General features: G+C 66.1%; 24 protein-coding genes and 1 tRNA gene. 14 read left to right on the top strand and 11 right to left on the bottom strand.

What is annotated here, in order from left to right; translation table 11 throughout:
• Positions 1–38 precede the first annotated feature (38 nt).
• Complete coding sequence (locus BLR19_RS12240; protein ID WP_091751426.1) at positions 39–1,010, top strand: alpha/beta fold hydrolase; 972 nt, start codon at positions 39–41, stop codon at positions 1,008–1,010.
• Here BLR19_RS12240 and BLR19_RS12235 read toward each other — a convergent pair.
• Positions 1,007–2,011: an LLM class flavin-dependent oxidoreductase gene (locus BLR19_RS12235; RefSeq protein WP_091751423.1), complete on the bottom strand. Its 1,005-nt coding sequence runs from the start codon at positions 2,009–2,011 to the stop codon at positions 1,007–1,009. The two genes, BLR19_RS12240 and BLR19_RS12235, sit on opposite strands and share 4 nt — an antisense overlap.
• 102 nt (positions 2,012–2,113) lie before the next feature.
• On the opposite strand from BLR19_RS12235, the gene BLR19_RS12230 reads away from it, so the two are divergent.
• The 7 genes from BLR19_RS12230 to recA all read left to right on the top strand — a co-directional run bounded on the left by BLR19_RS12230 (position 2,114) and on the right by recA (position 9,599).
• The gene (locus BLR19_RS12230) at positions 2,114–2,392 is read left to right on the top strand and encodes a ribonuclease (protein ID WP_091751419.1); all 279 of its coding nucleotides are present in this window, start codon (positions 2,114–2,116) and stop codon (positions 2,390–2,392) included.
• Between the two features lie 75 nt (positions 2,393–2,467).
• Positions 2,468–2,965 carry a hypothetical protein gene (locus tag BLR19_RS12225; RefSeq protein ID WP_091751416.1) on the top strand — a complete coding sequence of 166 codons (498 nt, stop codon included), beginning with the start codon at positions 2,468–2,470 and terminating at the stop codon, positions 2,963–2,965.
• Entirely contained in the window at positions 2,962–3,759 is a 798-nt protein-coding gene (locus BLR19_RS12220) for a phosphatase PAP2 family protein (protein ID WP_091751413.1), read from the top strand. Before BLR19_RS12225 ends, BLR19_RS12220 begins: the two co-directional genes overlap by 4 nt.
• A 1-nt stretch (position 3,760) precedes the next feature.
• Positions 3,761–4,711 carry a right-handed parallel beta-helix repeat-containing protein gene (locus BLR19_RS12215; protein ID WP_091751410.1) on the top strand — a complete coding sequence of 317 codons (951 nt, stop codon included), beginning with the start codon at positions 3,761–3,763 and terminating at the stop codon, positions 4,709–4,711.
• A 65-nt stretch (positions 4,712–4,776) separates the two neighbouring features.
• Entirely contained in the window at positions 4,777–6,627 is a 1,851-nt protein-coding gene (locus BLR19_RS12210) for a M20/M25/M40 family metallo-hydrolase (RefSeq protein WP_091751407.1), read from the top strand.
• Between the two features lie 79 nt (positions 6,628–6,706).
• Positions 6,707–8,347, top strand: coding sequence for an MHYT domain-containing protein (locus tag BLR19_RS12205; protein ID WP_091751404.1), 1,641 nt, complete (start codon positions 6,707–6,709; stop codon positions 8,345–8,347).
• 169 nt (positions 8,348–8,516) lie between these two features.
• Positions 8,517–9,599 (top strand): recombinase RecA, encoded by a 1,083-nt coding sequence (recA, locus tag BLR19_RS12200; protein WP_055807377.1) that lies wholly within the window; start codon positions 8,517–8,519, stop codon positions 9,597–9,599.
• A gap of 408 nt (positions 9,600–10,007) precedes the next feature.
• Here the strand turns inward: recA and BLR19_RS12195 are convergent, their stop codons facing one another.
• From BLR19_RS12195 to BLR19_RS12180, 4 genes are all read right to left on the bottom strand, one after another.
• Positions 10,008–12,212, bottom strand: coding sequence for a 3-hydroxyacyl-CoA dehydrogenase NAD-binding domain-containing protein (locus tag BLR19_RS12195; RefSeq protein ID WP_091751728.1), 2,205 nt, complete (start codon positions 12,210–12,212; stop codon positions 10,008–10,010).
• A 17-nt stretch (positions 12,213–12,229) separates the two neighbouring features.
• Positions 12,230–13,435, bottom strand: coding sequence for an acetyl-CoA C-acetyltransferase (locus BLR19_RS12190; RefSeq protein ID WP_055807379.1), 1,206 nt, complete (start codon positions 13,433–13,435; stop codon positions 12,230–12,232).
• Between the two features lie 204 nt (positions 13,436–13,639).
• The gene (locus tag BLR19_RS12185; protein WP_055807382.1) at positions 13,640–13,861 is read right to left on the bottom strand and encodes a hypothetical protein; all 222 of its coding nucleotides are present in this window, start codon (positions 13,859–13,861) and stop codon (positions 13,640–13,642) included.
• Positions 13,862–13,919: 58 nt separating this feature from the next.
• On the bottom strand, positions 13,920–15,155 hold the full coding sequence (locus BLR19_RS12180; RefSeq protein WP_091751401.1) for a PQQ-dependent sugar dehydrogenase: 1,236 nt from the start codon (positions 15,153–15,155) through the stop codon (positions 13,920–13,922).
• Positions 15,156–15,342: 187 nt separating this feature from the next.
• Here BLR19_RS12180 and BLR19_RS12175 point away from each other — a divergent pair.
• Both BLR19_RS12175 and BLR19_RS12170 read left to right on the top strand, forming a co-directional pair.
• Positions 15,343–15,419 (top strand) — tRNA-Met (locus BLR19_RS12175).
• Between the two features lie 205 nt (positions 15,420–15,624).
• Positions 15,625–16,539 (top strand): hypothetical protein, encoded by a 915-nt coding sequence (locus tag BLR19_RS12170; RefSeq protein WP_143007378.1) that lies wholly within the window; start codon positions 15,625–15,627, stop codon positions 16,537–16,539.
• 41 nt (positions 16,540–16,580) lie between these two features.
• Here BLR19_RS12170 and BLR19_RS12165 read toward each other — a convergent pair whose 3' ends face one another.
• Positions 16,581–17,441, bottom strand: coding sequence for a DNA adenine methylase (locus BLR19_RS12165; protein ID WP_091751395.1), 861 nt, complete (start codon positions 17,439–17,441; stop codon positions 16,581–16,583).
• Positions 17,442–17,612: 171 nt separating this feature from the next.
• Here BLR19_RS12165 and BLR19_RS12160 point away from each other — a divergent pair, with 171 nt between their 5' ends.
• From BLR19_RS12160 to BLR19_RS12145, 4 genes are read left to right on the top strand one after another with little or no spacing between them, the layout of a single operon-like run.
• Entirely contained in the window at positions 17,613–17,882 is a 270-nt protein-coding gene (locus BLR19_RS12160; protein WP_143007377.1) for a hypothetical protein, read from the top strand.
• A gap of 3 nt (positions 17,883–17,885) precedes the next feature.
• Complete coding sequence (locus tag BLR19_RS14705) at positions 17,886–18,224, top strand: hypothetical protein (RefSeq protein WP_112863687.1); 339 nt, start codon at positions 17,886–17,888, stop codon at positions 18,222–18,224.
• Between the two features lie 4 nt (positions 18,225–18,228).
• Positions 18,229–18,498 (top strand): hypothetical protein, encoded by a 270-nt coding sequence (locus BLR19_RS12150; protein ID WP_091751386.1) that lies wholly within the window; start codon positions 18,229–18,231, stop codon positions 18,496–18,498.
• Complete coding sequence (locus tag BLR19_RS12145) at positions 18,474–18,710, top strand: hypothetical protein (protein ID WP_091751382.1); 237 nt, start codon at positions 18,474–18,476, stop codon at positions 18,708–18,710. The genes BLR19_RS12150 and BLR19_RS12145 overlap by 25 nt, the downstream gene beginning before the upstream one ends.
• Positions 18,711–18,766: 56 nt before the next feature.
• On the opposite strand, the gene BLR19_RS12140 is transcribed toward BLR19_RS12145, so the two are convergent.
• The 5 genes from BLR19_RS12140 to BLR19_RS14890 all read right to left on the bottom strand — a co-directional run.
• On the bottom strand, positions 18,767–18,976 hold the full coding sequence (locus BLR19_RS12140; RefSeq protein ID WP_091751379.1) for a hypothetical protein: 210 nt from the start codon (positions 18,974–18,976) through the stop codon (positions 18,767–18,769).
• 16 nt (positions 18,977–18,992) lie between these two features.
• Positions 18,993–19,295 carry a hypothetical protein gene (locus BLR19_RS12135; protein ID WP_143007376.1) on the bottom strand — a complete coding sequence of 101 codons (303 nt, stop codon included), beginning with the start codon at positions 19,293–19,295 and terminating at the stop codon, positions 18,993–18,995.
• Positions 19,296–19,805: 510 nt separating this feature from the next.
• Complete coding sequence (locus BLR19_RS14895) at positions 19,806–20,024, bottom strand: hypothetical protein (RefSeq protein WP_176758341.1); 219 nt, start codon at positions 20,022–20,024, stop codon at positions 19,806–19,808.
• Positions 20,025–20,241: 217 nt separating this feature from the next.
• On the bottom strand, positions 20,242–20,709 hold the full coding sequence (locus BLR19_RS12125) for a hypothetical protein (RefSeq protein WP_091751373.1): 468 nt from the start codon (positions 20,707–20,709) through the stop codon (positions 20,242–20,244).
• A 110-nt stretch (positions 20,710–20,819) separates the two neighbouring features.
• Positions 20,820–21,133, bottom strand: a 314-nt coding sequence (locus BLR19_RS14890; RefSeq protein WP_218119419.1) for a hypothetical protein, incomplete at its 5' end; no start/stop codon positions are given.

Genomic DNA, 21,133 nt, shown 5'->3' with positions numbered 1-21,133 from the left:
GACGATAATGAGCGGCGAAGACGCCGTCGGAGGAAGCGATGCGAACCCGGCATATCAAGACCGACGGTCTGGTCCAACAGGTTCTGGAGGCCGGGTTCGAGGATGACAACGCGCCGCTGGTCCTGCTGATCCACGGCTTCCCAGAACTGGGGATCAGCTGGCGCGCCCAGGTCCAGGCGATCTCGCAGGCGGGCTATCATGTCGTCGCCCCGGACATGCGGGGCTATGGCGGGACGGACAAGCCGGCGGGGGTGGAGGCCTACTCCATTCTGCATCTCGTCGGCGACATGGTCGATCTGATCCGCGCGCTGGGCAAGGGGCCTGGCGTCGTCGTCGGGCATGACTGGGGCGCGCCGGTCGCCTGGCATTGCGCCCTGCTGCGGCCGGATCTGTTCACGGCGGTCGCGGGCCTGTCGGTGCCGTTCCAGCCGCGCCGACCCAAGGGACCGCCCACGGCCGCCATGGCCGCCATCTCGAAACGGGCCGGGCTGGGCGACCTCTATATCAGCCGATTCCAGGCGCCGGATGCGCACCGCGTGCTGGACGCCGATCCGGCGATGGCGCTGAGGAAACTGTTTTACGCCTATGACGGCGCGACCCCCGCCGATCGCAGATCGACCGGCTTCATGCCCGAAGGCGTGGCTCTGCTCGACACCATCGCCGACGACGCGACCCTGCCGCCATGGATGAGCGAGGCGCATTTCGACGAATATGTGCACGGCTTTTCGGCGGGCGGGTTCGAAGGACCCCTGAACTGGTATCGGGCGATGGACCTGAACTGGTCGCTGACGGCCTTCGTGCAGGACCAGAAGATCACCGTGCCCGCCCTGTTCATCGTCGGCGAGGACGATCCAGTGCGCCACTACGCCGGCGCGCACGAGGCGGGCCTGAAGGACTGGGCGCCGAACCTGATCCGCTCGGTCGTCGTGCCGGGCGCGGGCCACTGGATCCAGCAGGAACGGGCGGACGAGATCAACCGTCTGCTGCTGGATTTTCTGAACGGCCTTTAGGCCGCCTGCTTCGTCGCCATCTGATCACGCGCCTCGGCCACGATCTCCAGGCTGCGGATGCGGGCGGCGTTGTCGAACATCATGCCGGTGACCATCAGCTCGTCCACGCCGGTCAGGGCGATGAAGTCGGCCAGTTGGCGTTTGATGGTCTCCGGGCCGCCGATGGCGGAATAGAGCAGCCGGCCCTTGGCGCCGGCGATCTGCTGCGGCGTCAGGATCGCGGCGATGTCATCGACCGGCGGTGGCAGCTTGCCCGGCCTCCCGGTCGAGAGGCGGGCGAAGCTCTGCTGCATCGAGGTGGACAGGCGCACGCCCTCGGCGTCCGTGTCGGCGGCGAAGACATTGATCGCGGCCATGGCGTGGGGCTTGGCCAGGCGGTCCGAGGAGACGAACTCGCGGCGATACAGGGCCAGGGCCTCCAGCAGCAGTTCGGGTGCGAAATGGCTGGCGAAGGCGTAGGCCAGGCCGAGCTGGCCGGCGAGCTGGGCGCTAAATAGGCTGGAGCCCAGAAGCCAGATCGGTACGCGCAGGCCGGCGCCCGGGACGGCGCGGACGGGCTGGTTCTCCGACGCCGGCTCGAACCAGTGGATCAGCTCGACCACATCGCGCGGGAACTGGTCTGCGCCTTCGAAATAGCGCCGCAGCGCACGAGCGGTGGCGCCGTCCGTGCCGGGCGCGCGGCCCAGGCCGAGGTCGATGCGGCCAGGGAACAGGGTCTCCAGCGTGCCGAACTGTTCGGCAACGACCAGGGGCGCATGGTTGGGCAGCATGACGCCGCCGGAGCCGACGCGGATGCGCTCGGTCCCCGCCGCGACATGGCCGATGACGATGGCGGTCGCGGCGCTGGCGATGCCGGGCATATTGTGATGTTCGGCCAGCCAAAACCGCTCATAGCCGAGCCGGTCGGCGGCCTGGGCCAGGGCCAGGGTTTCATCCAGGCCGCGTCGGGCGTCGCCGCCTTCGACGATGGGGGAGAGGTCGAGAACTGAAAACGGGATCATGACGCCTAGATCGGGTCTGTCCTTCGGGGTTCAAGGGCGAGGGTCTGGAACCGCAACCGGATCAGGCGCTTTAAACTCATCTCGACGAACGGAGACTGCGTCATGACCGACACCGATCCCACCAAGCCCGAAGCGGATTGCGACGACGCCCGCGAAGCCGCCGACATGGGCGAGAAGCCGGATCTGGGTCACAAGGCGGATACGCTGATCGACGCGCTGGACGGCAGCGATTCGGGATCGGACACGCGGGCAGGCTCGCTGCGCGGCGGGTCGGCAGCAGGCACGGATGACGACCCGGATTCGGCCAAGATCAATGCACGTTTGGCCGAAGAAGGGTCGGCCGGCAAAGGCGCGGCGGATCAGGACGACGCCGCCGACTGAGCGGGCGCCTTGTCGCCGCCGCAACCATGCGCCACGGTGGCGCTCTGACCCTCTCGGTCCAAGGACGATCTCTCGATGACGCTTCGCTTGGCGGTCTCCGCCGTCTTGGTTCTGTTTTGCCTCGCAGGATGTGATCGCTCGGCCCAATCGGTCGAGACCAAGGCTGCGCCCGAAGCGTCGGCGCCGGTCACCGCCGATGCGACGCCTCCAGCAGCTGAAGCCCCCGCCGTCGTAGGGGGGGCTGCGCTCGCCGCCGCCGACGGCGCGCCGTCCTTTGCGGTCCTCTATCCCGGCGCACAGGTGGACGGGCAGCCGCTGGCCGCTGGCGGCGAGGCCGGGCCGGGCGGCCTGATCACCTTCACCACCACCGCCTCGCCGGACGATGTCGTCGCCTTCTATCGCGAGCGCGCCGAGAAGGCGGGCCTGCGGTCCGTCGCCGGAATGAACCAGGGCGACACGCGCGCCTATGGCGCGGCGGCGGACGCGGTGAACGGCGCCTCGCTGCAGGTCGTCGCCACGCCGACCGAGACCGGCCAGACCTCGGTCCAGCTGGGCTGGAGCGCCGGTCAGTGAGGCGGGTCGCCGCCTGGGGCGCGGCGACGGCGATGCTGCTGGCCGTGGGGTGCGCCGGCGCACCCAAGCCGGACGGCGCGATGCCGACGGCGGGCTTCCTCAGCGATGAAGCGATCGCCCAATTGACGGATGCGGTCCCGCCGGCGCCGGCCCCGGGGTCCGTCGCAGACCTGGCGGACAAGGCGGCTTCGGCGCGGTTTGCAGCGCTGGAAGACGGCGACCGATGGCTGCTGGCGACCGCCCATGCCGAGCTGCGCCCGCCCCTGGCCTTACAACATTTCGACTGCGCCTTGGGCGTGCGGCTGGGGTCGGCCGAGACGCCGGCGCTGGACCGCGTGATGGCGCGGATCTTCCATGATGCGAACAGTGCGGCCGAACGCGTCAAGGCGCGCCAGGCGCGGCTGCGGCCGGTCGGCGAAGATCCCAACCGGCGCGCCTGCCAGACCCTGACGCCGGCGGCGAGACGCAGCGCCTCCTATCCGTCCGGCAGCGCAGCGGTCGCGACGGCCTATGGCGAGGCCTTTGCGGCGCTGGAGCCGGACCGGGCCGAGGCCGTGCGCCGGATCGGCTACGAGATCGGGGTCAGCCGCCTGATTTGCGCTATGCACTATCCGACCGATGTCGCGGTCGGCGAACGGATCGGGCGGGATGTTGCGGCCAGGGTCGTCGCCACCCCGGCCTTCCAGGCGGACATGGCGGCGGCGAGGGCCGAGCTGGCGGCCGCGCGCCGCAGCGGCCTGACCAATCCCGGCTGCGCGGCCGAGCGCGCGGCCCTGGCGATCCCGCTGCCCTGATATGACGGCGGCGCTGGCCCTGGCCTTGCTGACCTTTCAGGCCCCGGCCGACCGGCCGTGCACGCCGCAAGAGGTCGCGGCGCTGACGACGCCGTCGACGCAGCCCTATCGCCTGACATGCCAAGCCGACCTGTCGGGCGTCGATATCCGCCGCCGCGTAATGATCGAGGGCGCGGAAGGCTCAGGGGCCTCACTCGATTGCGGAGGCGGATCCATCCGCGCGCCGGGCCCGGCGACGACCGCCGCCCCGACCCTCGCCGTCTGGTCTCGCCGCGAGGGCGATCGGTGGTCGCGGCCGGTCGATGTGACGATCCGAAACTGCACCGTCGTCGGCAATGTGCGGATCTGGGGCATGGGGGCGGGCGGGTCGATGCGCGACCTGCTGGCCTCGTCACGCACCGCCGGACACACGCAAGCGGCCCAGTCCGCTGCGCCGATCCGCGTCACCCTGGACCGGGTCCGGTTCGAGGGCGTGGGGACCATTCCCCTGTATGTCGGACCCGGGGTGACGCGCACCACGGTGACGCGATCCCGCTTTACGGGGCGCTCGACCGCCACCGCCATCTATCTGGACGCCGAGAGCGCAGGCGCGCTGATCCAGGACAACGATTTCGATATCCGCACCGGACGCGAGCAGATCGCGGTGGACGGGTCGGGCGCCAACCGAATAGTCGGCAACCGGCTGGCGTTGCACGGCAAGGGCGGGGTGTTTCTGTACCGCAACTGCGGCGAGGACGGCGTCATCCGCCACCAGACGCCGTCCTATAATCAGATTACGGACAATCTGTTCACCGGCGCGGGCTGGCTGAGGCCGCGCGCGGTGGTGATCGGGTCGCGCGAGGGCGGACGACGCTACTGCGGCGACGACCGGGGCTGGCCGTTCGGGTCCAGCGCGGACGACGGCGACGGGGCCACGGGCAATCTGACGGCGCGGAACATCGTGCGACGCTGATCGAGGCCTTGCGCACACCGGCGGTTCGGGGATGATTGCGGGACAGAGCGATCGGGGGATTGGATATGCGTTGGGTGTTGTTTCTGGCCTCCCTGGCGGCGGCCATCGGTTTGGCGGTGCTGACCGCCCAGACGCCCAAACCCCTGCCCGCCTCGACGCCTGCGGTCCAGTTCTCGGCCGCGCGCGCCATGATGGACGTGAACCGGATTGCCCGAGCGCCGCATCCGGTCGGCTCGGCCGAGCATCGGCAGGTTCAGACCTATCTTGTCCAAAGGCTGACGGCGCTGGGGCTTCAGCCCAGCCTGCAGACCGGCGCCCTGTCGCCCGCCGCCGTCGCGCGGCTCGAGCGGGAGGGTGGAAATGCGGGCGGCGTCCAGGCCGTCAATGTCATCGGCGTCCTGCCGGGACGGAATCCGGCCCTGCCTGCCGTGGCCATTATGGCGCATTACGACACCTCGCCGACCTCGCCGGGCGCCGCCGACGACACCTCCGGGGTGGCCGCCATTCTGGAGGCCGTGCGCGCGATCAAGGCGCGGGGCGGGGCCGAACGCACGCTGGTGGTCCTGTTCACCGACGCCGAGGAGCTGAATCTGGACGGGGCGCGGGCCTTCTTCAGCGAACATCCGCTGCGCGACGACATCGGCGCGGTGATCAATCTGGAGGCGCGGGGCGGTGGCGGCCGCGCCATGATGTTCGAGACCGGACCCGGCAACGCCCAGACCATCGCCCGCTATGCCCAGGCGACCCAGAGAGCGACGGGCGGGCCGTCCAGCAACGCCCTGGCCATCTTCGTCTATCGGCTGATGCCCAACGGCACGGACTTCACCGTGGCGGCGGATCGCAAGCTGGCGGGGATCAACCTGGCCTTCATCGGCCGTCCGGCGCAGTACCATTCGCCGTCCTCGACGCCACAGGCGCTGGATCAGGGCAGCGTGCAGCATATCGGCTCCCAGGCGCTGGAAATGGCCGATGACCTGCTGCGAGCGCCGACCCTGCCGCAGGCGACGCAGAACGCCGTCTATGCCGACATCTTCGGCCTGTTCGTCGTGCAGCATTCGCTGGCGATCGGCTGGCTGCTGCTGATCGCGGGGGCCCTAGCCACGGCCTTCGCCGCTTGGGGCGCGCGCCATGCGACGGGCTTGAGAGCCATGTCGGTCGTACGCGGCGCAACGGATGGCCTGTGGCTGCTGGCCAGCGCGGTGGTGGTGGGGCAGGCGGTGCGCGTCCTGGCCGGGCCGATCGGTCGTCGCGTGGATTCGGCCGACCTCTATTACACCTTGCTGCGTCGCCTGCCGGTTCTGGAAATCGCCGTGGCCTTGGCCATGCTGGCCCTGGTTCTGATGCTGACCGCAGGGCGACGCCTGCTGGGCCGATGGGGCGCGGCCGGGGTTGTCCTGGCGGTCTTCGCGATTGCAGCGGCGCTGGGCGGTTTCAGCCTGCCGGTCCTGGGGGCGACGGTGATCGCCCTGGCGCTCAGCCTGGCGCGGCCGAAACCGCAGGACGCAGACGCCGTCTGGGGCGGCTGGCTGGGGCTGATCATCTTGGTTCTGATCCTGGGCGGCGGGGTGCAGACGGTGGCGCCGGAAGCCGCCTTCCTGCTGCTGTGGCCGGGTCTGATCGCCGCCCTGGCGGCCGCGTCGACGGCGGTGATCGGCGCCCGCTTCGGGTCGTGGGCGTCCTTCGCGCCCGCCGTCGTCGCCACAGCACTCGTCGGCGGGTGGTTGCTGGTTCAGGGGCACGGGGTCTTCCTGGGGGTCGGCATGGACTTGCCTGGCGCAGTGGGGCTGATCGCCCTGATGATCGCGATGCTGGTCCGCCCGCTGGCGCCGCGATCGGGCCAGGCCTTGCCGATCTTCGCCGCCGCCAGCCTGGCGCTGGCCGTCGCGGTCGCCGTGGGGGCCAGGTTGGTCGCTTGATCCGGATGCGTTTCGCAGTCGTCCGCGCGATGAAACCGGGCTAAGCATACCGCTGCTGTTTTTCGGGGCCTCGGCGCGTTTGCACCATCTTCACGTCAATCCGTTCACCGTCCTGTCGCTGGCGATCGCGATCCTGGGCGCGTGGACGGCTCTGGATCTGTTCAACCGCACCCGCGACCAGATCGGCGCGACGCGGTTGCGTTGGCTGGGCGTGGCCGCCCTGGCGCTGGGCGTCAGCATCTGGTCGATGCATTTCATTGCCATGCTGGGGTTCGAGGCCGAAGGCCCCGTCTTCTATGATCCCGGCCTGACGCTGGTCTCCTTTCTGCTGGCGACGGCCGGCACGTCCGCGGCCTTCCTGACGGCAGGGACGGCCCAGGCCAGACCCTTGCGACTGGCGCCGGCGGCCCTGCTGATGGGCGGGTCCGTCGCCGCCATGCACTATGTCGGGATGGCGGCGATGCGGATGAACGCCGTCCTGAGCTATCAGCCCGTGCTGGTCGCCCTGTCGGTGGTCGTCGCGGTCGCCGCCGCCTACGCCGCCCTGATTGCGGCCGGCCAGGAGCGGAGCCTGGCCTGGCGCGCGGTCGCCGCCGTCATCCTGGGTCTGGCCATCGTCTCCATGCACCATGTCGGCATGGCGGCCCTGATCCTGACCCCGATCGCTGACGCAGGGCCGGTGGAGGGCGGGGCGTCGCCGGTGGTCCTGGCGGTCGCGGTGACGACCGGGGCGGTGACACTGCTGTTCCTCGCGCTGGGCGCCTCGATCGTGGATCAACGCGCCAATGTTCTGGCGGCCGTGGACGCCGGCGGCGTCGGCTTCTGGGAAGCGACCCTGCCGATGAAGACGACGATGATGTCGCACCGCGCGCGCGAAATCCTGTCCATTGATCCGTCCTGCCGCCTTGGCGCAACCGAGGTCGGCGATCGTCTGTCGCCCGAGGATTTGCCGTTGCATCGCCAGGCGCTGCAGCGCGCCTTGGCGGGAGAGGGCGAATATGATCAGGAATGGCGTCTGCCGGCCTCGGGTCGCTGGATCCATCTGCGCGGGCGCCTGATCCGCAGTCGTTCGGGCCGGCCGATTAAGATGTCGGGCGTCATCACCGACATCACCGATCGCCGCGAGGCCTTCGCCGCCTTGGCCGACAGCGAACGCTTGCAGCGATTGCTGATCAACGAACTGAATCACCGGGTGAAAAACACACTGGCCACGGTGCAGTCCATCGCCCACCAGACCGCGCGGCGCACGCCGGATGTCGCCACCTTCACCGCCCTTTTCGAAGCGCGGCTCGTGGCCCTGTCCAACACTCAGAACCTGCTGACGGCTGCGAACTGGGAGCATGTCGATCTGCGCGCCATGCTGGCTCAGGAACTGGCCCCCTATGCCGAGGAACAGGTCCGCCTGACCGGTCCGGCCGTCGATCTGAACGCGCAACAGACGTTGGGGATGGGGATGGTCTTTCACGAGCTGGCGGTGAACGCCGCCAAATACGGCGCACTGTCGAACGCCTCGGGCTGTGTGCGGATCGACTGGTCCGTGGCGGAAGGCCATCTGCTGCTGGATTGGGTGGAAAGTGGCGGGCCGGCGGTGTCGCCGCCTCAGCGCAAGGGCTTCGGTTCGGTGCTGATCGACTCGACGATCGACCGCTCGCTGCACGGCTCGGCGGTCATGACTTACGACCCCGAGGGCGCCAGCTTCAGCCTGCGCCTTCCGCTTTAGACGGCGTCAAAAACGGTCGTAGGATTTGGCTGTTCTCGTTTTGATCAATGAGAACATCTTGTGAACCAGAACAAACCATGCACATAGTCTGCCTCACGAAACGGGGGCGGGTCCAGGCGGGTCTCTCCCAAGCTGAATGACGGGAATCATGGCAAGGGAGACGAAGGCAATGGCTTCACAGGCGGCACTCAAATTGGTGGGCAAGGACGACGGCGACAAGCAACGCGCCCTGGAGGCGGCGATCGCGCAGATCGATCGCGCCTTCGGCAAGGGTTCGGTGATGAAACTGGGCAAAGCGGGCGTGGTCGCCGAGATCGACAGCGTCTCGACCGGCTCGCTGGGCCTGGACATGGCGCTGGGCATCGGCGGCCTGCCGGTCGGGCGGGTTATCGAGGTGTTCGGCCCGGAATCCTCGGGCAAGACGACCTTGGCTCTGCACACCGTCGCGGAAGTGCAGAAGAAGGGCGGGGTCGCCGCCTTCGTCGACGCCGAACATGCGCTGGACCCGGTCTATGCCCAGAAGCTGGGCGTCAATCTGGATGATCTTCTGGTGTCGCAGCCGGACACTGGCGAGCAGGCGCTGGAGATCGTGGATACGCTGGTTCGGTCGGGCGCCGTCGATATTGTGGTCGTCGACTCCGTCGCGGCCCTGACGCCGCGCGCCGAGATCGAGGGCGAGATGGGCGACAGCCTGCCGGGCCTTCAGGCGCGCTTGATGAGCCAGGCGCTGCGCAAGTTGACGGCCTCGATCTCCAAATCGAAATGCATCGTGCTGTTCATCAACCAGATCCGTCACAAGATCGGCGTCATGTACGGCTCGCCCGAGACGACGACGGGCGGCAATGCGCTGAAGTTCTACGCCTCGGTGCGTCTGGATATCCGCCGCACCGGCGCGATCAAGAACCGTGACGAGGTGGTCGGCAACACCACCCGGGTCAAGGTGGTCAAGAACAAGGTCGCCCCGCCGTTCCGCGAGGTCATCTTCGACATTATGTACGGCGAGGGCATCTCCAAGCTGGGCGAAGTCATCGACCTGGGCGTTAAGGCCGGCATCATCGAAAAGTCGGGCAGCTGGTTCAGCTATGACTCCACCCGGATCGGTCAGGGCCGCGAGAATGTGCGCGAGTTCCTGAAGCAGAACCCCGACATCGCGGCCTCGATCGAAAAGGCCGTGCGCGCCTCGACCAACAAGATCGCCGACGAACTGCTGGGCACGCCCGAGCCGGACGAAGGCCAGGACCTGGAAGGCTGACGCCAGCCTCCGTGGCTGGGCGGACTTTCAGAGTTCGTCCCGGGCTCGGTCCGGTCTTTTCACCGCTACTCCGTCGCCCCTAGCGACCCGCCACCGACCCCGCGAAGGGCGGCGGAGCGACCCGCTCGACCTCGTGTCGAGCGGGTCTTTTTCTTTTGTGAGCGGTGCTGATCCTTTTTTCGTCATTCCGGGCGAACCGTAGCGCAGAACCAGGACCCAGCGGCGCGCGTGAGCGCGAAGCTGTCGCGGACTCGACGCCCCAAGATCCTGCGATGGAACGATCGCCGCCGGCGCCGCTGGGTCCCCCCCGGTCGCGCTTCGCGCGCCGGAGGATGACGAAAGTCAAACGCCAAACGAAAACGGGCGACCCGAAGGCCGCCCGTTCCGTCTGTGGATGTCCGCGACCGATCAGGCGGCGGCCTTCTCCGGGGTGAACTTGCCGTAGAAGGTTTCGTTCTTCGCCGCCATGTCGCGCAGCAGCTGCGGGACCTTGAAGCGGTCGCCGTAGGTCGCGGCCAGGCGGTCTGCGGTTTCGACGAACTTGGCCAGACCGATGCCGTCGATCATGCTGATCGGGCCACCGGTCCAGGGCGCGAAGCCCCAGCCCAGGATGGCGCCCAGATCGGCTTCGCGCGGGTCGTCGATGACGCCCTCTTCCCAGCAACGGGCCACTTCGACGGCCTGGCGATACAGCAGGCGCGTCTTCAGTTCGTCGATCTGAGCGAAGGCGGTCGGCTCTTCCGGCTGGTCGATGCCCTTGGTGGTGGGGGCCAGTTCGCCCAGACCCTTCCAGATCGTCTTGGGCTTCTGATCGTAATCGTAGAAGCCCTTGCCGTTCTTGCGACCGAAACGCCCGCCCTCGACCATCTTGGCGACGATGTCGGCGCCTTCCGATGGGACGTATTTGTCGCCCAGGTCCAGCGCCGTCTGTTTGGCGATCTTGTAGGACAGGTCTAGGGCGACGTCGTCGTGCATTTCCAGCGGGCCGCGCGGCATGCCGGTCATGCGACCGACATTGTCGATCAAGGCGGGACCATAGCCCTCTTCCAGCATCGCCATGCCTTCCATCAGGAAGGTGGAGAAGCAGCGCGAGGTGTAGAAACCGCGGCTGTCGTTGACGACGATCGGCGTCTTCTTGATCTTCAGCACATAGTCCAGCGCCTTGGCGATGGCGGCTTGCCCCGTCTTTTCACCCAGGATGATCTCGACCAGCATCATCTTGTCGACGGGCGAGAAGAAGTGGATGCCGATGAAGTCCTCGGGCCGCACCGAGGCCTCGGCCAGGCCGGTGATCGGCAGGGTCGAGGTGTTGGAGCCGAAGACGGCGCCCTCGGCCAGTTGCGCCTCGGCGCGCTTGGTCACATCGGCCTTGATCTCCCGGTTCTCGAACACGGCTTCGACAACCAAGTCAGAACCCTTGATCAGCTCATAGTCCGTCGTCGCCGTGACCGAACCCAGCAGAGCGTCATACTTCTCCTGCGTCAGCTGACCGCGCGACAGGCGCTTCTTCAGCAGTTCCTCGACGTGGGCCTTGCCCTTGTCGGCGGCGTCCTGCGTCTGGTCGATCAGGATGGTTTCGATGCCGGCCAGCGCCTGCACATAGGCGATGCCCGCGCCCATCATGCCGGCGCCGATGACCGTGACCTTCTTCGGATCGGACTTGGGCACGCCGGCCGGGCGAACGGCGCCCTTGTCCAGCTCCTGCTTGGACAGGAACAGCGAACGGATCATGGCCTGGGCCTGCGGCGTCATCAGGGTCTTGATGAAGTAGCGGGTCTCGATGCGCAGGGCCGCGTCCATCGGCACCTGGGCGCCTTCGTAAACGGCCTTCATCAGGTTCACCACGGCCGGATAGTTGCCGTAGGACTGCTTGCGCAGCATGGCGTTGCCGACCATGAAGTTCTGGATGCCGGCCGGGTGATAGGGGCCGCCGCCAGGCAGTTTGAACGCCTTCTCGTCCCAGGGCTGGACGGCCTTGCCCCCCGACTCGACCTTATTCTTGATCCAGGCCTTGGCGGCCTCGACCGACTGGCCTTTCTCGACCACCTCATGGACGATGCCGGCGCCCTTGGCGTCGTTCGGGCGGAAGGACTTGCCCTCGCTCATCGCCATCATGGCGTTTTGGACGCCAACCAGACGGGTCAGGCGCTGGGTGCCGCCGCCGCCGGGGAACAGACCGACCTTGATCTCGGGCAGGCCCAGCTGAATCTTGTTGTCGTTCTCGACCACGCGGTAGTGGGCCGCCAGGGTGAACTCCAGCCCGCCGCCCAAGGCCAGGCCGTTGATCGCGGCCGCGATCGGCTTGCCCAAGGTTTCAAGCGCACGGAAGGCGCCGTTCAGCTTCCAGCCGGCATCGAACGCCTTTTGCAGGTCGCCGCCGCCCGACAGCACGCCGCCGGCCATGTCGCCCAGGTCCGCGCCGGCGCAGAAGCCCGAGGCCTTGCCGGAGGTGATGACGGCGCCCTTGATGGCGTCGTCGGTCTTGATGCGTTCGACCAACTCGGGGATTTCCTTCATCACCGAGGACGTCAGGGTGTTCATCGAACGGCCCGGAACGTCGAAGGTGATCAGGGCGATGCCGTCGGCGTCGACGTCGATCTTGAAGTTTTCCATATCCATTTGCTCCCGGATCAGACGCGTTCGATGACGGTGGCGGTGCCCATGCCGCCGCCGATGCACAGGGTGACCAGGGCGGTCGACTTGTTCGAGCGCTCCAGCTCGTCCAGCGCGATGCCGGTGATCATGGCGCCGGTGGCGCCGAGCGGGTGGCCCATCGAGATGCCGCCGCCGTTCACATTCATCTTGGCGTGGTCGATGTCGAGCGCCTGCATGTAGCGCAGGACGACGGCGGCGAAGGCCTCGTTCAGCTCCCACAGGTCGATGTCGTCGGGCGTCATGCCCAGCTTGCCCAGCAGTTTGCGGGTCACATATTCCGGGCCGGTCAGCATGATCGACGGCTCCGAACCGATCGAGGCGCCGCCCAGGATCTTGGCGCGCGGCTTCAGGCCCAGGGCCTGGCCGGCTTCCAACGAACCGATCAGCACGCCGGCCGAACCATCGACGATGCCGGACGAGTTGCCGGGCGTGTGGACGTGATTGACGCGTTCGACCTCGGGGTAGCGCTGGTTGATCACGCCGTCGAAGGCCATTTCGCCCATCATGGCGAAGGAGGGGTTCAGGCCGCCGAGCGCCTGCATGTCCGTGTTCGGACGGATCGTCTCGTCATGATCCAGGATGGTCAGGCCCAGCTGGTCCTTGACGCCGATCACCGAGTTCTTGAACCGGCCCTCGGCCCAGGCCTTGGCGGCGCGCTTGTGGCTCTCGACCGAATAGGCGTCCACGTCGTCGCGGCTGAAGCCGTATTTGGTGGCGATCATGTCAGCCGAGACGCCCTGCGGCACGAAATAGGTCGGGAAGGCCGAGGAAGGGTCGGTCGGCCAGGCGCCCATGTCCGAACCCATGGGCACGCGGCTCATGACTTCGACGCCGCCGCCGACGGCGAAGTCGGCCTCGCCGGACTTCACTTTGGCCGTCGCCATGTTCACGGCTTCCAGGCCCGAGGCGCAGAAACGGTTGATCTGGACGCCCGCCGTATATTGCGACCAGCCGGCCGAAAGCACGGCCGTGCGCGCGATATCGGCGCCGAGTTCGCCCACGGGCGTGACGCAGCCCAGGATGACGTCGTCGACCTTGGAGGTGTCCAGGTCGTTGCGGTCGCGCAGCGCTTCCAGCACCTGGGTCGCCAGGCTGAGGCCGGTGATCTCGTGCAGCGAGCCGTCCTTCTTGCCCTTGCCGCGCGGCGTGCGGACGGCGTCGTAGATATAGGCGTCAGCCATGGAAGTGCGTCTCCATCTTTGGGCCCATCCTCAACGTGCGGCAGGTCGCGGCACGACGGACAAGGCGGTTCCAAGCGTGGACGCCAAGAACCCTACGTTTACGTCAACGTCAAGTAATAAGCCGCGTGATCGCGGCCGCTTGAGGCGGATGCTTCGACGGACTGACGGTATCAGAACGTGGGAATGCCGGCCGAGCGCCCGCTGTCAGCGAGGCGGAATACGGGTGGCGCCGCCGGTGATCTTGCAGGCGTATTCGGTCTGCGGACGCCCGGTCTGAACGCCGGTCGGCGTCAGAATGCCTTGGTCACGCGTGCAGGCGGCTTCCAAGGCGTTCAGCTCCTGCTGATAGCTATTGGTCGCGCCCATCGTGCCGCAGCCCGAAAGCAGCGGCAGGACAATGGCGGCGGAAAGGATGAGGATACGCATGGTTCGCTGCTCCCTTTGGAGCGTCAACCGCTCCGCATAGCCCCCCGGCCCTCAAAGACTACTGCGTCGCCGACAGCCTGACCAGCTTACCGTTCTGCTCGTCGGTGATGGCCCAGACCGATCCGTCGGCGCCGACCGCCACGTCGCGTATGCGTTCGCCCAAGTCCGTCAGCAGGCGCTCTTCGCCCACCACGCGGTCATTCTGGATCACCAGACGCGCAATATGTTTTTCCTTCAGGCCCGCGACCAGCAGGTTGCCGTCCCAGCCGGTGAACATGGCACCCTGATAGAAGGTTGCGCCGCCGGGTGCGATCACCGGATCCCAGTAGTAGACGGGCTGTTCGGTGCCATCCTTTTGCGTCGCGCCGCTGTTGATCTGACCGCCCGCATATTCGACGCCGTAGGCCGCATCCGGCCAGCCGTAGTTGGCGCCGGCCTTGTCCAGATTGACCTCGTCGCCGCCGCGCGTGCCATGTTCGATGGTCCAGATGGCGCCCGTTCCCGGCTGAACGGCAACGCCCTGGACGTTGCGGTGTCCCAGGCTCCAGATTTCCGGCAGGGCTCCGGCGCGGCCAACGAAGGGATTGTCTTGCGGGACCGTGCCGTCGGCGTTGATGCGGATGGTCTTGCCCATGTGCGAGCCTAGATCCTGCGCCTGGGGCCGCATGGGCTTGTCCGAGCGCTCGCCCAGGGTGATGAACAACTTGCCATCTGGCGCGAAGGCCAGGGACGACCCGAAATGCTTGTCGCCGTCATAGACGGGCAGGGCGCGGAAGATGACCTGGACGTTCTCGACGCGCGATCCGTCGTCTGACAGACGCCCACGCGCGACCGAGGTGGCGTTGCCGCCTTCCCGCGGTTCGGCATAGCTCCAATAGATCATGCGATCCTGCGCAAAGCTCGGCCCGACGATCACATCCAGCAGGCCGCCTTGACCGCGCGCATCGACGGCGGGCAAGCCCGCGACCGGTTCGCCGAGCTGGCCTTGAGCGGTGATGATGCGCAGACGGCCCGGCTTTTCAGTCACCAGCCAGCGGCCGTCGGGCAGGGCCGCCAGACCCCAGGGGTGGACAAGGCCCGAGGCGACCACCGTGTGGGTCATGGCCTGTTCAGTCTTGACGCCCGGCGCGCGGGTCTGGCCGGCGAAGGCCGGTTGCTGATCGGGATTGTTCGCCGGACGGGTTTCCAGCGGGGCCCCAGCCTGAGGCCCGGCAACGGCGCTCTCGCTATTCGCGCCACAGGCGGCGGCGAGAACGAGCAGGGATGTCGAGGCGGCGGCGACGATCAGGCGCATGAAGGGATAGCTCCGGCTGGCTGTAGGCAGTCGTTACGAAACGGCGAGGCTAGCGTTACCGTTCCTGCCGCAGGGCGTCTTGCGCTCTATCGCCGCAGGTTCTGGTCCAAGACGACTTGAACCGCGCGCCCGACGGCGATATAGGCACGCCTCTTTCGCGCTGGCCCCGGCCTCGCGCGGGGCCCGGGACTGGGTAGCTCAGATGGTTAGAGCGGTGGATTCATAACCCACAGGTCGGCGGTTCGATCCCGCCTCCAGTCACCACTTTCCTCCCCAAAATCAGGCAGTTGGCTTGGCGCAGCAGTATGGCCGCGCCGCGATGACGGGGACCAAAAGGGAGCAAAAGTCCCGGTTCGGGAGAGAAAGTCCCGGAATAGTCCCGGAGGATGTTCTCGGGCCGTTCTTCTCGCGCACTGTCATCGACAGCCGACAGATGGACCTAGACCCTTCTAGATCATAGCTTGTCGAGATGAGCCTGATTTTGGGTCCAAGTTCCGATTTGGCATGTCGCTTGTGCTGGCGAGAGAAGCCGCTCCGCGTCAGCCACATAATTCCGGCGTTCGTGTTCCGCGACTTGAAGAAAAACAGCGCTACCGGTCACATGCGGTTTTCAGATGCGCCGAACAAACGCGCTCAGGACGGCTTGAAGCTTCCTTGGTTGTGCGGCGACTGCGAGCAACTATTCAGCGTTTGGGAGCGGAAGTTCGCAAATGAGGTGGTGGCAGCGTGGTCTGACGGGCGAGAACTGACTCGCTATACCGACTGGCTGCTAAAGTTCTGTGTGTCCGTCACGTGGCGCGTGCTTGTCTATGCAAAGGGGCGCAACCCCGAGGTGACCTACACGGAGGCTGAAGAACAGCTTTTCCAGCAGACGGAGTTGGCTTGGCGCGAGTTTTTACTGGGCCGTCTCCCTCACCCAGGCAAGCACGAGCAGCACTTGGTGATTTGGGACGTCGCTGAAACTGCGTCGTTCGTGGACCTCCCCACGAACTTCAATCGCTTCACGATGAATGCAATCATGCTCGATATAGTCGGCAATTCCAGGTCTACGTACGCCTGGGCGAAGCTCGGTCGCTTCCAGATTTTTGGGACGGTAGTAGACCCTGATCGTGTTTGGAAAGGCACGAAGGTTCACGTGAAGGACGGCGTCCTGAAACCGGGGAGTGTCGTTATTCCTGGTGAGCTGATGGGTCTCTATCAAGAGAAGGCTAAGATTGCGGCTGACGCCTCCGCCGCAATCTCAGATAGCCAGCATGAAAAGATTGAGGCGGCGATGTTTGCGGATTTGGATCGAGTGGCATCTTCTCGAACGATGAAAGCGATGCGTGCCGACGCGGCTATGTTTGGCAAGGAAGCCATCTTCCGCCGCCCCAGCCGCGACTGAGGTCGGCGTAGCTAGCCCACATTCTCCTGGGTTGCTGTTGGTTACAGCAGCTTGGCCTGCGGAGCAGCCGGAGCAAGCTCGACGTCCTTGGCGATCAGCAACTCGGCCGCGCTGGGCGCATTCCCGCCTTGGATGGAATAGATCGTCTTCACGGCCTCGATATCGGCCCAGGCGAACATCTCGCGGATCTCCGGCCGGTCGTTGATCGACAGCAAGAAGCGCCCCTCGATCGTCCGCAGCTTGTCGGCCATCCGCTGGAAGTCGTCCCGCGAGAACATGCCGGCGCCGTAGTCGCTCTCGCCGCCCCAATAGGGCGGGTCGAGATAGAACAGGCTGCCGGCGCGATCGTAGCGGCTGATGAAGGCCAGCCAGTCCAAGTTTTCGATTACGACCCCGGCCATCCGGTCATGCAGCTGACGCAGACGCGGCTCGATCTTCGTCAGGTCGAAGTTGTGGGGACTGGTCGGACTGACGCCATAGGACCGGCCGGCGACCTTACCGCCGAAGCCCAACGTCTGAAGGTAAAGGAACCGGGCCGCCCGTTCGATGTCCAGCAGATCGCCATCGGGTGTGCCGCGGATCCGCTCGAACTCCGCCCGCGCCGCCGGCCGCCACGCCAGTTCGCGGATCAGGGCGTCGGGGAAGCGCTGGGCGACGCGGAACAGGGTCACAACGTCGCCGCTCAGGTCATTGATCACCTCGACGGCCGGGCGAAACCGCCGACGCAGGAATACGCCGCCCATGCCGATGAACGGCTCGCAATAGGCGTCATGAGGCGTGGCGGCCAGAACGCCGCAGATCCGCCGGGCCAGGTGGCGCTTGCCGCCCAGCCACGCCGTCGGCGGTTCGCACGGCGCGACGGGGCGCTGATCAATGATGAGAACATTACGAGAACAATTCATTTGCGGAGTCGCCTTTTGCACGAGTAGGAGTCCCCGGCTCGCGTGAGCGGGGGCGGCGATCAGCCGGACGGCCGATCGGTCCTGGTCGTGCGGGGTAAGGCCCGCAGATCGACGCGTTGGCACGCGCCGATCCCGCCCCGGACGGAGGCGAAATGAAGGAGGAGGAAGGGCATGCCGATCGACAAACCGGGTTCGTCACGACCGATGCCGCTGTCAGAGCTGATGCGGTTTGAGGCCGAGCTGGCCGCGTGCGTCGTGCCGAATCCGCCGCCGCATCCTAGCTTACCGGCGACGCCGGGGCCGGGGTCGAATGTCGCCGATGTGTCGAAGGAAGAGAACGACCGCTTGGTCAGCGCCGCCTTGGCGCTGGGCATGGGGCAGTTCGCCAAGATGACGGCGGACGAAACCCATATGCTCGCGGCGCGCCTCTCGCGCCGATGAGCCGTGGGCTACAAGAAGCCGGAGAACCGGGGACTCGGCCATCACCTCAGCGTGGCCCCGCACATGACGGTGTCGCAGCTGCGCCGCGACCACTGGACAATCTCGACTCGGTGCCCGCGATGTCATCTGGATTGCTGGGTGGACCTGTCGGTCGTCATTCGCCTGTCAGGACCGCAGGTGAAGCTCTGGAACCGGTGGGCGCGCTGTCGGCGCTACGGATGCCCCGGCCGAATGGTCTTTCTGTTCACGCCCCCCGGCGAGCCAAAGGGCGTCTTTTGGCCCATGCACGACCCGCCCGAGGCGCGGGTGAAGGCGACGATCAGCGACGATCCGGAGCTGTGACGCCGTGCTGAACTTCTATCGCGACGACACGACGCCTGATGACATCCGCCGAGGCGACCAATGCGCTCTGGTCTGCCAGTGCGGCAGCAGCGTCATTCCGGCCTGGGCGAAGCTGCCCCAGGCGCAGCGGTTCACGCCTCTGCGCGACATGCGCGCGAAGATGGTCTGCAAGCGATGCGGCAACCGCCGCCCAACGATCGTGATCCGGGGGCACCATGGCAGCGGGGGCCAGTTGACGGAGTTGTGGCGATGGCCGCCGGCGAACCGGACCTGACGCTGGACCAGATCGATGCCCTGATCGAGGCGGCGACGGCGCCCAAGATCCTGATCGTCGCGCACTGGACCTGGTTTTTAGTTCAGGAGGCCGGCCGGCATCTGAAGATCCGCAACAACGGCGGGCTGAACTATCGGGGTCTTGATGTCTGGATCAGCAGTCAGACGCGGATCGGAACGGAGGCCGAGGCAGAGTTCCTCACGGAGTGCTGAAACGACGAGCGGCCGCCACCCGAAGAATGACGGCCCATGATACTGTCGGTAGCGACTTAGCAGTCCCAGGACGCGCGTTCCCAGCGTCTCACACAGTCGTTGTACCCCGAGGCCCCGGGATAGAGATTTTCCTCAACACCGCAGTACACGGCGGCATCGACATACTGGCAGTAGTCGCCCGGTGCAGCATGCGCACCGGTCGTGGCGATGGCGGCGGCGCAGAAAGCTGCGGCGGCGATGGTTGTGCGGATGGTCTTCGTGATCATGTCAGCGCTCCCAACATCAAAAATATTCGGTGCCGTTGGCGGTGCACCAACCGACATGTTCCTGGCCGTAGAATGCGGTCTGCTGGCCATAGGTGTACTGGCTGCTTCCAGCCCAGATTGGGCTGCCCCAGCCGCCGTAACAGACGCCCTGATTGCGGCCGACCTCTTCGGTCTTCGAGGCGTCGCTGTAATAGACGATGTCATAGAGCGCGACCCGATCGCCAGGGCCGGATATTTGCGCGGAAGGCGCCGTAGCGGTCAGCGCGGCGATGGCCACTGAACCGGCGGCGACCAGTGAAAGGCGTAGCGAGTTCTTCATCACATACTCCATTCCTTCAGGGGCGAAGGTGGTCCTATACCGGCACTCAGCAGTTGTGCTGTCAATGCAGTCATTCCCCTGTGAAGCTTACAATCATGGTTTACGACACGCCTGTGAGTTGATTTCAGTCAGCCGCGCGGCGCTCCTAGAACAGCACGCGATGGGGCGTGCACATGGGAGTGAACACGATGAAAATCCGCGTTAAAGCCCTGCTGGTCGGCGCTGCGCTGGTGGCCGCTGCCGGCGTGACGACAGCCTCCGCTCAGGCTGATCTGACGGCGTACAGCTACGTCTATTACGCCGACGCTGCGAAGACTGAATATCTCGGCGAAGTGTCCGATCGTGGATGCGGCGGTTGGGGCGACAATGTCTATGTGCTGCGGGCCAACGTGCCTTCGCCCTATTACGATGCGATGCCGATCTATGTCTGCACTGGCAGCGGCCCATGCTGCCGAACGACTTCTGAAAGCAGCCCGCCCTCGAAAGAGGGCGGGCCCACAGTATGGAGTGTCAGGTGTTGGGCTCGGGATCGATACCATCGTGCAGCCCTTGGATGCATTGGATGTAAACGACGTCAGCCCACATCTCGCAGGATGTGACACCGCCGCATTCGATCAGATCATCCATGTACTTCGACATGCAGGCTCCCTGGCTGCCGGCATTGGCGGCGGGAACGCCTATCAGGGTCGAAGCGGCAAAAGTGGCGGCGACGGCAATCTTCTTCAGCATAGTCAGTCCTCCAAGGGAGCTGATCTCCCGCCGTTCAATGCGTCATGCTATTACGCTGTTAGCAATCACAGATTGTCGTTAATTGATGTGGCATTCTGTCACGAGAGCCACGAGGGGTAGTTGCCCGGCGTCCTGCGGAAGGGTGAGATTCACCGAGCCACCGTGTTCCTACGGAGGGGAACACGCGCCCATAGGCTGAAAACGGAGAGCTAACCCGTTAATTGGAATTCATGCGGAGGGCGCTGCCGCGCCTCAATCCTCGATCTTCAAGGGCGACGTCGCCGGCAGCTGGGCCGACAGAACTGACCAACACAGCGGAAGGCTCATATCCGCCCTCCGTGTTCTCACGAAACGTCTTGAACATAACGCTCGGATAGGGATCGATCCGCGTACACGTAACAACGACATCGTTGAAACTTTGGGTCGCCAGCGTGCGATTTAGTTCGGGTAGGATGTCGGCGGCCTCGCCCCGTCCTAGATCGAGCTTGGAAACCCTTGCCCGGCCTGCGCTCACGGCAATGTCCAAGATCACCTGGCGCTCACCGCAGTCAAACTTATACGACGCTGACCAGGTTGAAACCGGCTGCGGGTGCGGTCCCATATACATGACGTTCGGCTTGTCAGCCTGCGGGGCGGGACTAAGCGCGAAGCCGGTCATGGCTGCAAGGAGGGCGAGAGTAACCATCCGTGTAGCCTATCACGCGAACTTCCACGCGCACCCCCGAATGACGAAAGGCCGCCACCCCGAAGGATGACGGCCCGAGATGCGCTGCCGCTTGTAGATGCTTCTGAAGATCAGAAGGCTTGGATGTTGACGGTCAGCTGGCCTTCATAGGCGCCGGCGAGCAGCGACTTGGACGGAACGGGGATGTTCACGTTCAGGGCCATGGCCGACTTCCAGGCGCCGTGGCTGGCGCTGGTGGAGTTGGCGTTGGCGGCCAGGTTGATGTAGTTGCCGTTGGTCGCGGCGGCCGTGGAGCCGACGGCGCCGGCGGTGTAGGTGCCGGTGACCGAGTAAGGCAGGTTGGCCTGGAAGACGTTGGAGTCGTAACCGGCGCCCGAGTTGTTCACCAGGCCGCGGATGTCGTTCTTGGACACGGTGACGGTGT

It is taken from the genome of Brevundimonas sp. 374, assembly GCF_900102995.1.
Lineage (GTDB): Bacteria > Pseudomonadota > Alphaproteobacteria > Caulobacterales > Caulobacteraceae > Brevundimonas > Brevundimonas vesicularis_C.
This window is presented reverse-complemented; position numbering and strand designations above follow the sequence as displayed.

Excerpts from the sequence above, each read along its gene's own strand:
- BLR19_RS12145 (WP_091751382.1), top strand. The coding sequence starts at position 18,474 with ATGGCCGCCGGCGAACCGGACCTGACGCTGGACCAGATCGATGCCCTG.
- BLR19_RS12240 (WP_091751426.1), top strand. The coding sequence starts at position 39 with ATGCGAACCCGGCATATCAAGACCGACGGTCTGGTCCAACAGGTTCTG.
- BLR19_RS12225 (WP_091751416.1), top strand. The coding sequence starts at position 2,468 with ATGACGCTTCGCTTGGCGGTCTCCGCCGTCTTGGTTCTGTTTTGCCTC.
- BLR19_RS12160 (WP_143007377.1), top strand. The coding sequence starts at position 17,613 with ATGCCGATCGACAAACCGGGTTCGTCACGACCGATGCCGCTGTCAGAG.
- BLR19_RS12125 (WP_091751373.1), bottom strand. The coding sequence starts at position 20,709 with ATGGTTACTCTCGCCCTCCTTGCAGCCATGACCGGCTTCGCGCTTAGT.
- BLR19_RS12215 (WP_091751410.1), top strand. The coding sequence starts at position 3,761 with ATGACGGCGGCGCTGGCCCTGGCCTTGCTGACCTTTCAGGCCCCGGCC.
- BLR19_RS12140 (WP_091751379.1), bottom strand. The coding sequence starts at position 18,976 with ATGATCACGAAGACCATCCGCACAACCATCGCCGCCGCAGCTTTCTGC.
- BLR19_RS12180 (WP_091751401.1), bottom strand. The coding sequence starts at position 15,155 with ATGCGCCTGATCGTCGCCGCCGCCTCGACATCCCTGCTCGTTCTCGCC.
- BLR19_RS12195 (WP_091751728.1), bottom strand. The coding sequence starts at position 12,212 with ATGGAAAACTTCAAGATCGACGTCGACGCCGACGGCATCGCCCTGATC.
- BLR19_RS12135 (WP_143007376.1), bottom strand. The coding sequence starts at position 19,295 with ATGAAGAACTCGCTACGCCTTTCACTGGTCGCCGCCGGTTCAGTGGCC.
- BLR19_RS12210 (WP_091751407.1), top strand. The coding sequence starts at position 4,777 with ATGCGTTGGGTGTTGTTTCTGGCCTCCCTGGCGGCGGCCATCGGTTTG.
- BLR19_RS14895 (WP_176758341.1), bottom strand. The coding sequence starts at position 20,024 with ATGCTGAAGAAGATTGCCGTCGCCGCCACTTTTGCCGCTTCGACCCTG.
- BLR19_RS12185 (WP_055807382.1), bottom strand. The coding sequence starts at position 13,861 with ATGCGTATCCTCATCCTTTCCGCCGCCATTGTCCTGCCGCTGCTTTCG.
- BLR19_RS12230 (WP_091751419.1), top strand. The coding sequence starts at position 2,114 with ATGACCGACACCGATCCCACCAAGCCCGAAGCGGATTGCGACGACGCC.
- BLR19_RS12190 (WP_055807379.1), bottom strand. The coding sequence starts at position 13,435 with ATGGCTGACGCCTATATCTACGACGCCGTCCGCACGCCGCGCGGCAAG.
- BLR19_RS12165 (WP_091751395.1), bottom strand. The coding sequence starts at position 17,441 with ATGAATTGTTCTCGTAATGTTCTCATCATTGATCAGCGCCCCGTCGCG.
- recA (WP_055807377.1), top strand. The coding sequence starts at position 8,517 with ATGGCTTCACAGGCGGCACTCAAATTGGTGGGCAAGGACGACGGCGAC.
- BLR19_RS12235 (WP_091751423.1), bottom strand. The coding sequence starts at position 2,011 with ATGATCCCGTTTTCAGTTCTCGACCTCTCCCCCATCGTCGAAGGCGGC.
- BLR19_RS12170 (WP_143007378.1), top strand. The coding sequence starts at position 15,625 with ATGAGCCTGATTTTGGGTCCAAGTTCCGATTTGGCATGTCGCTTGTGC.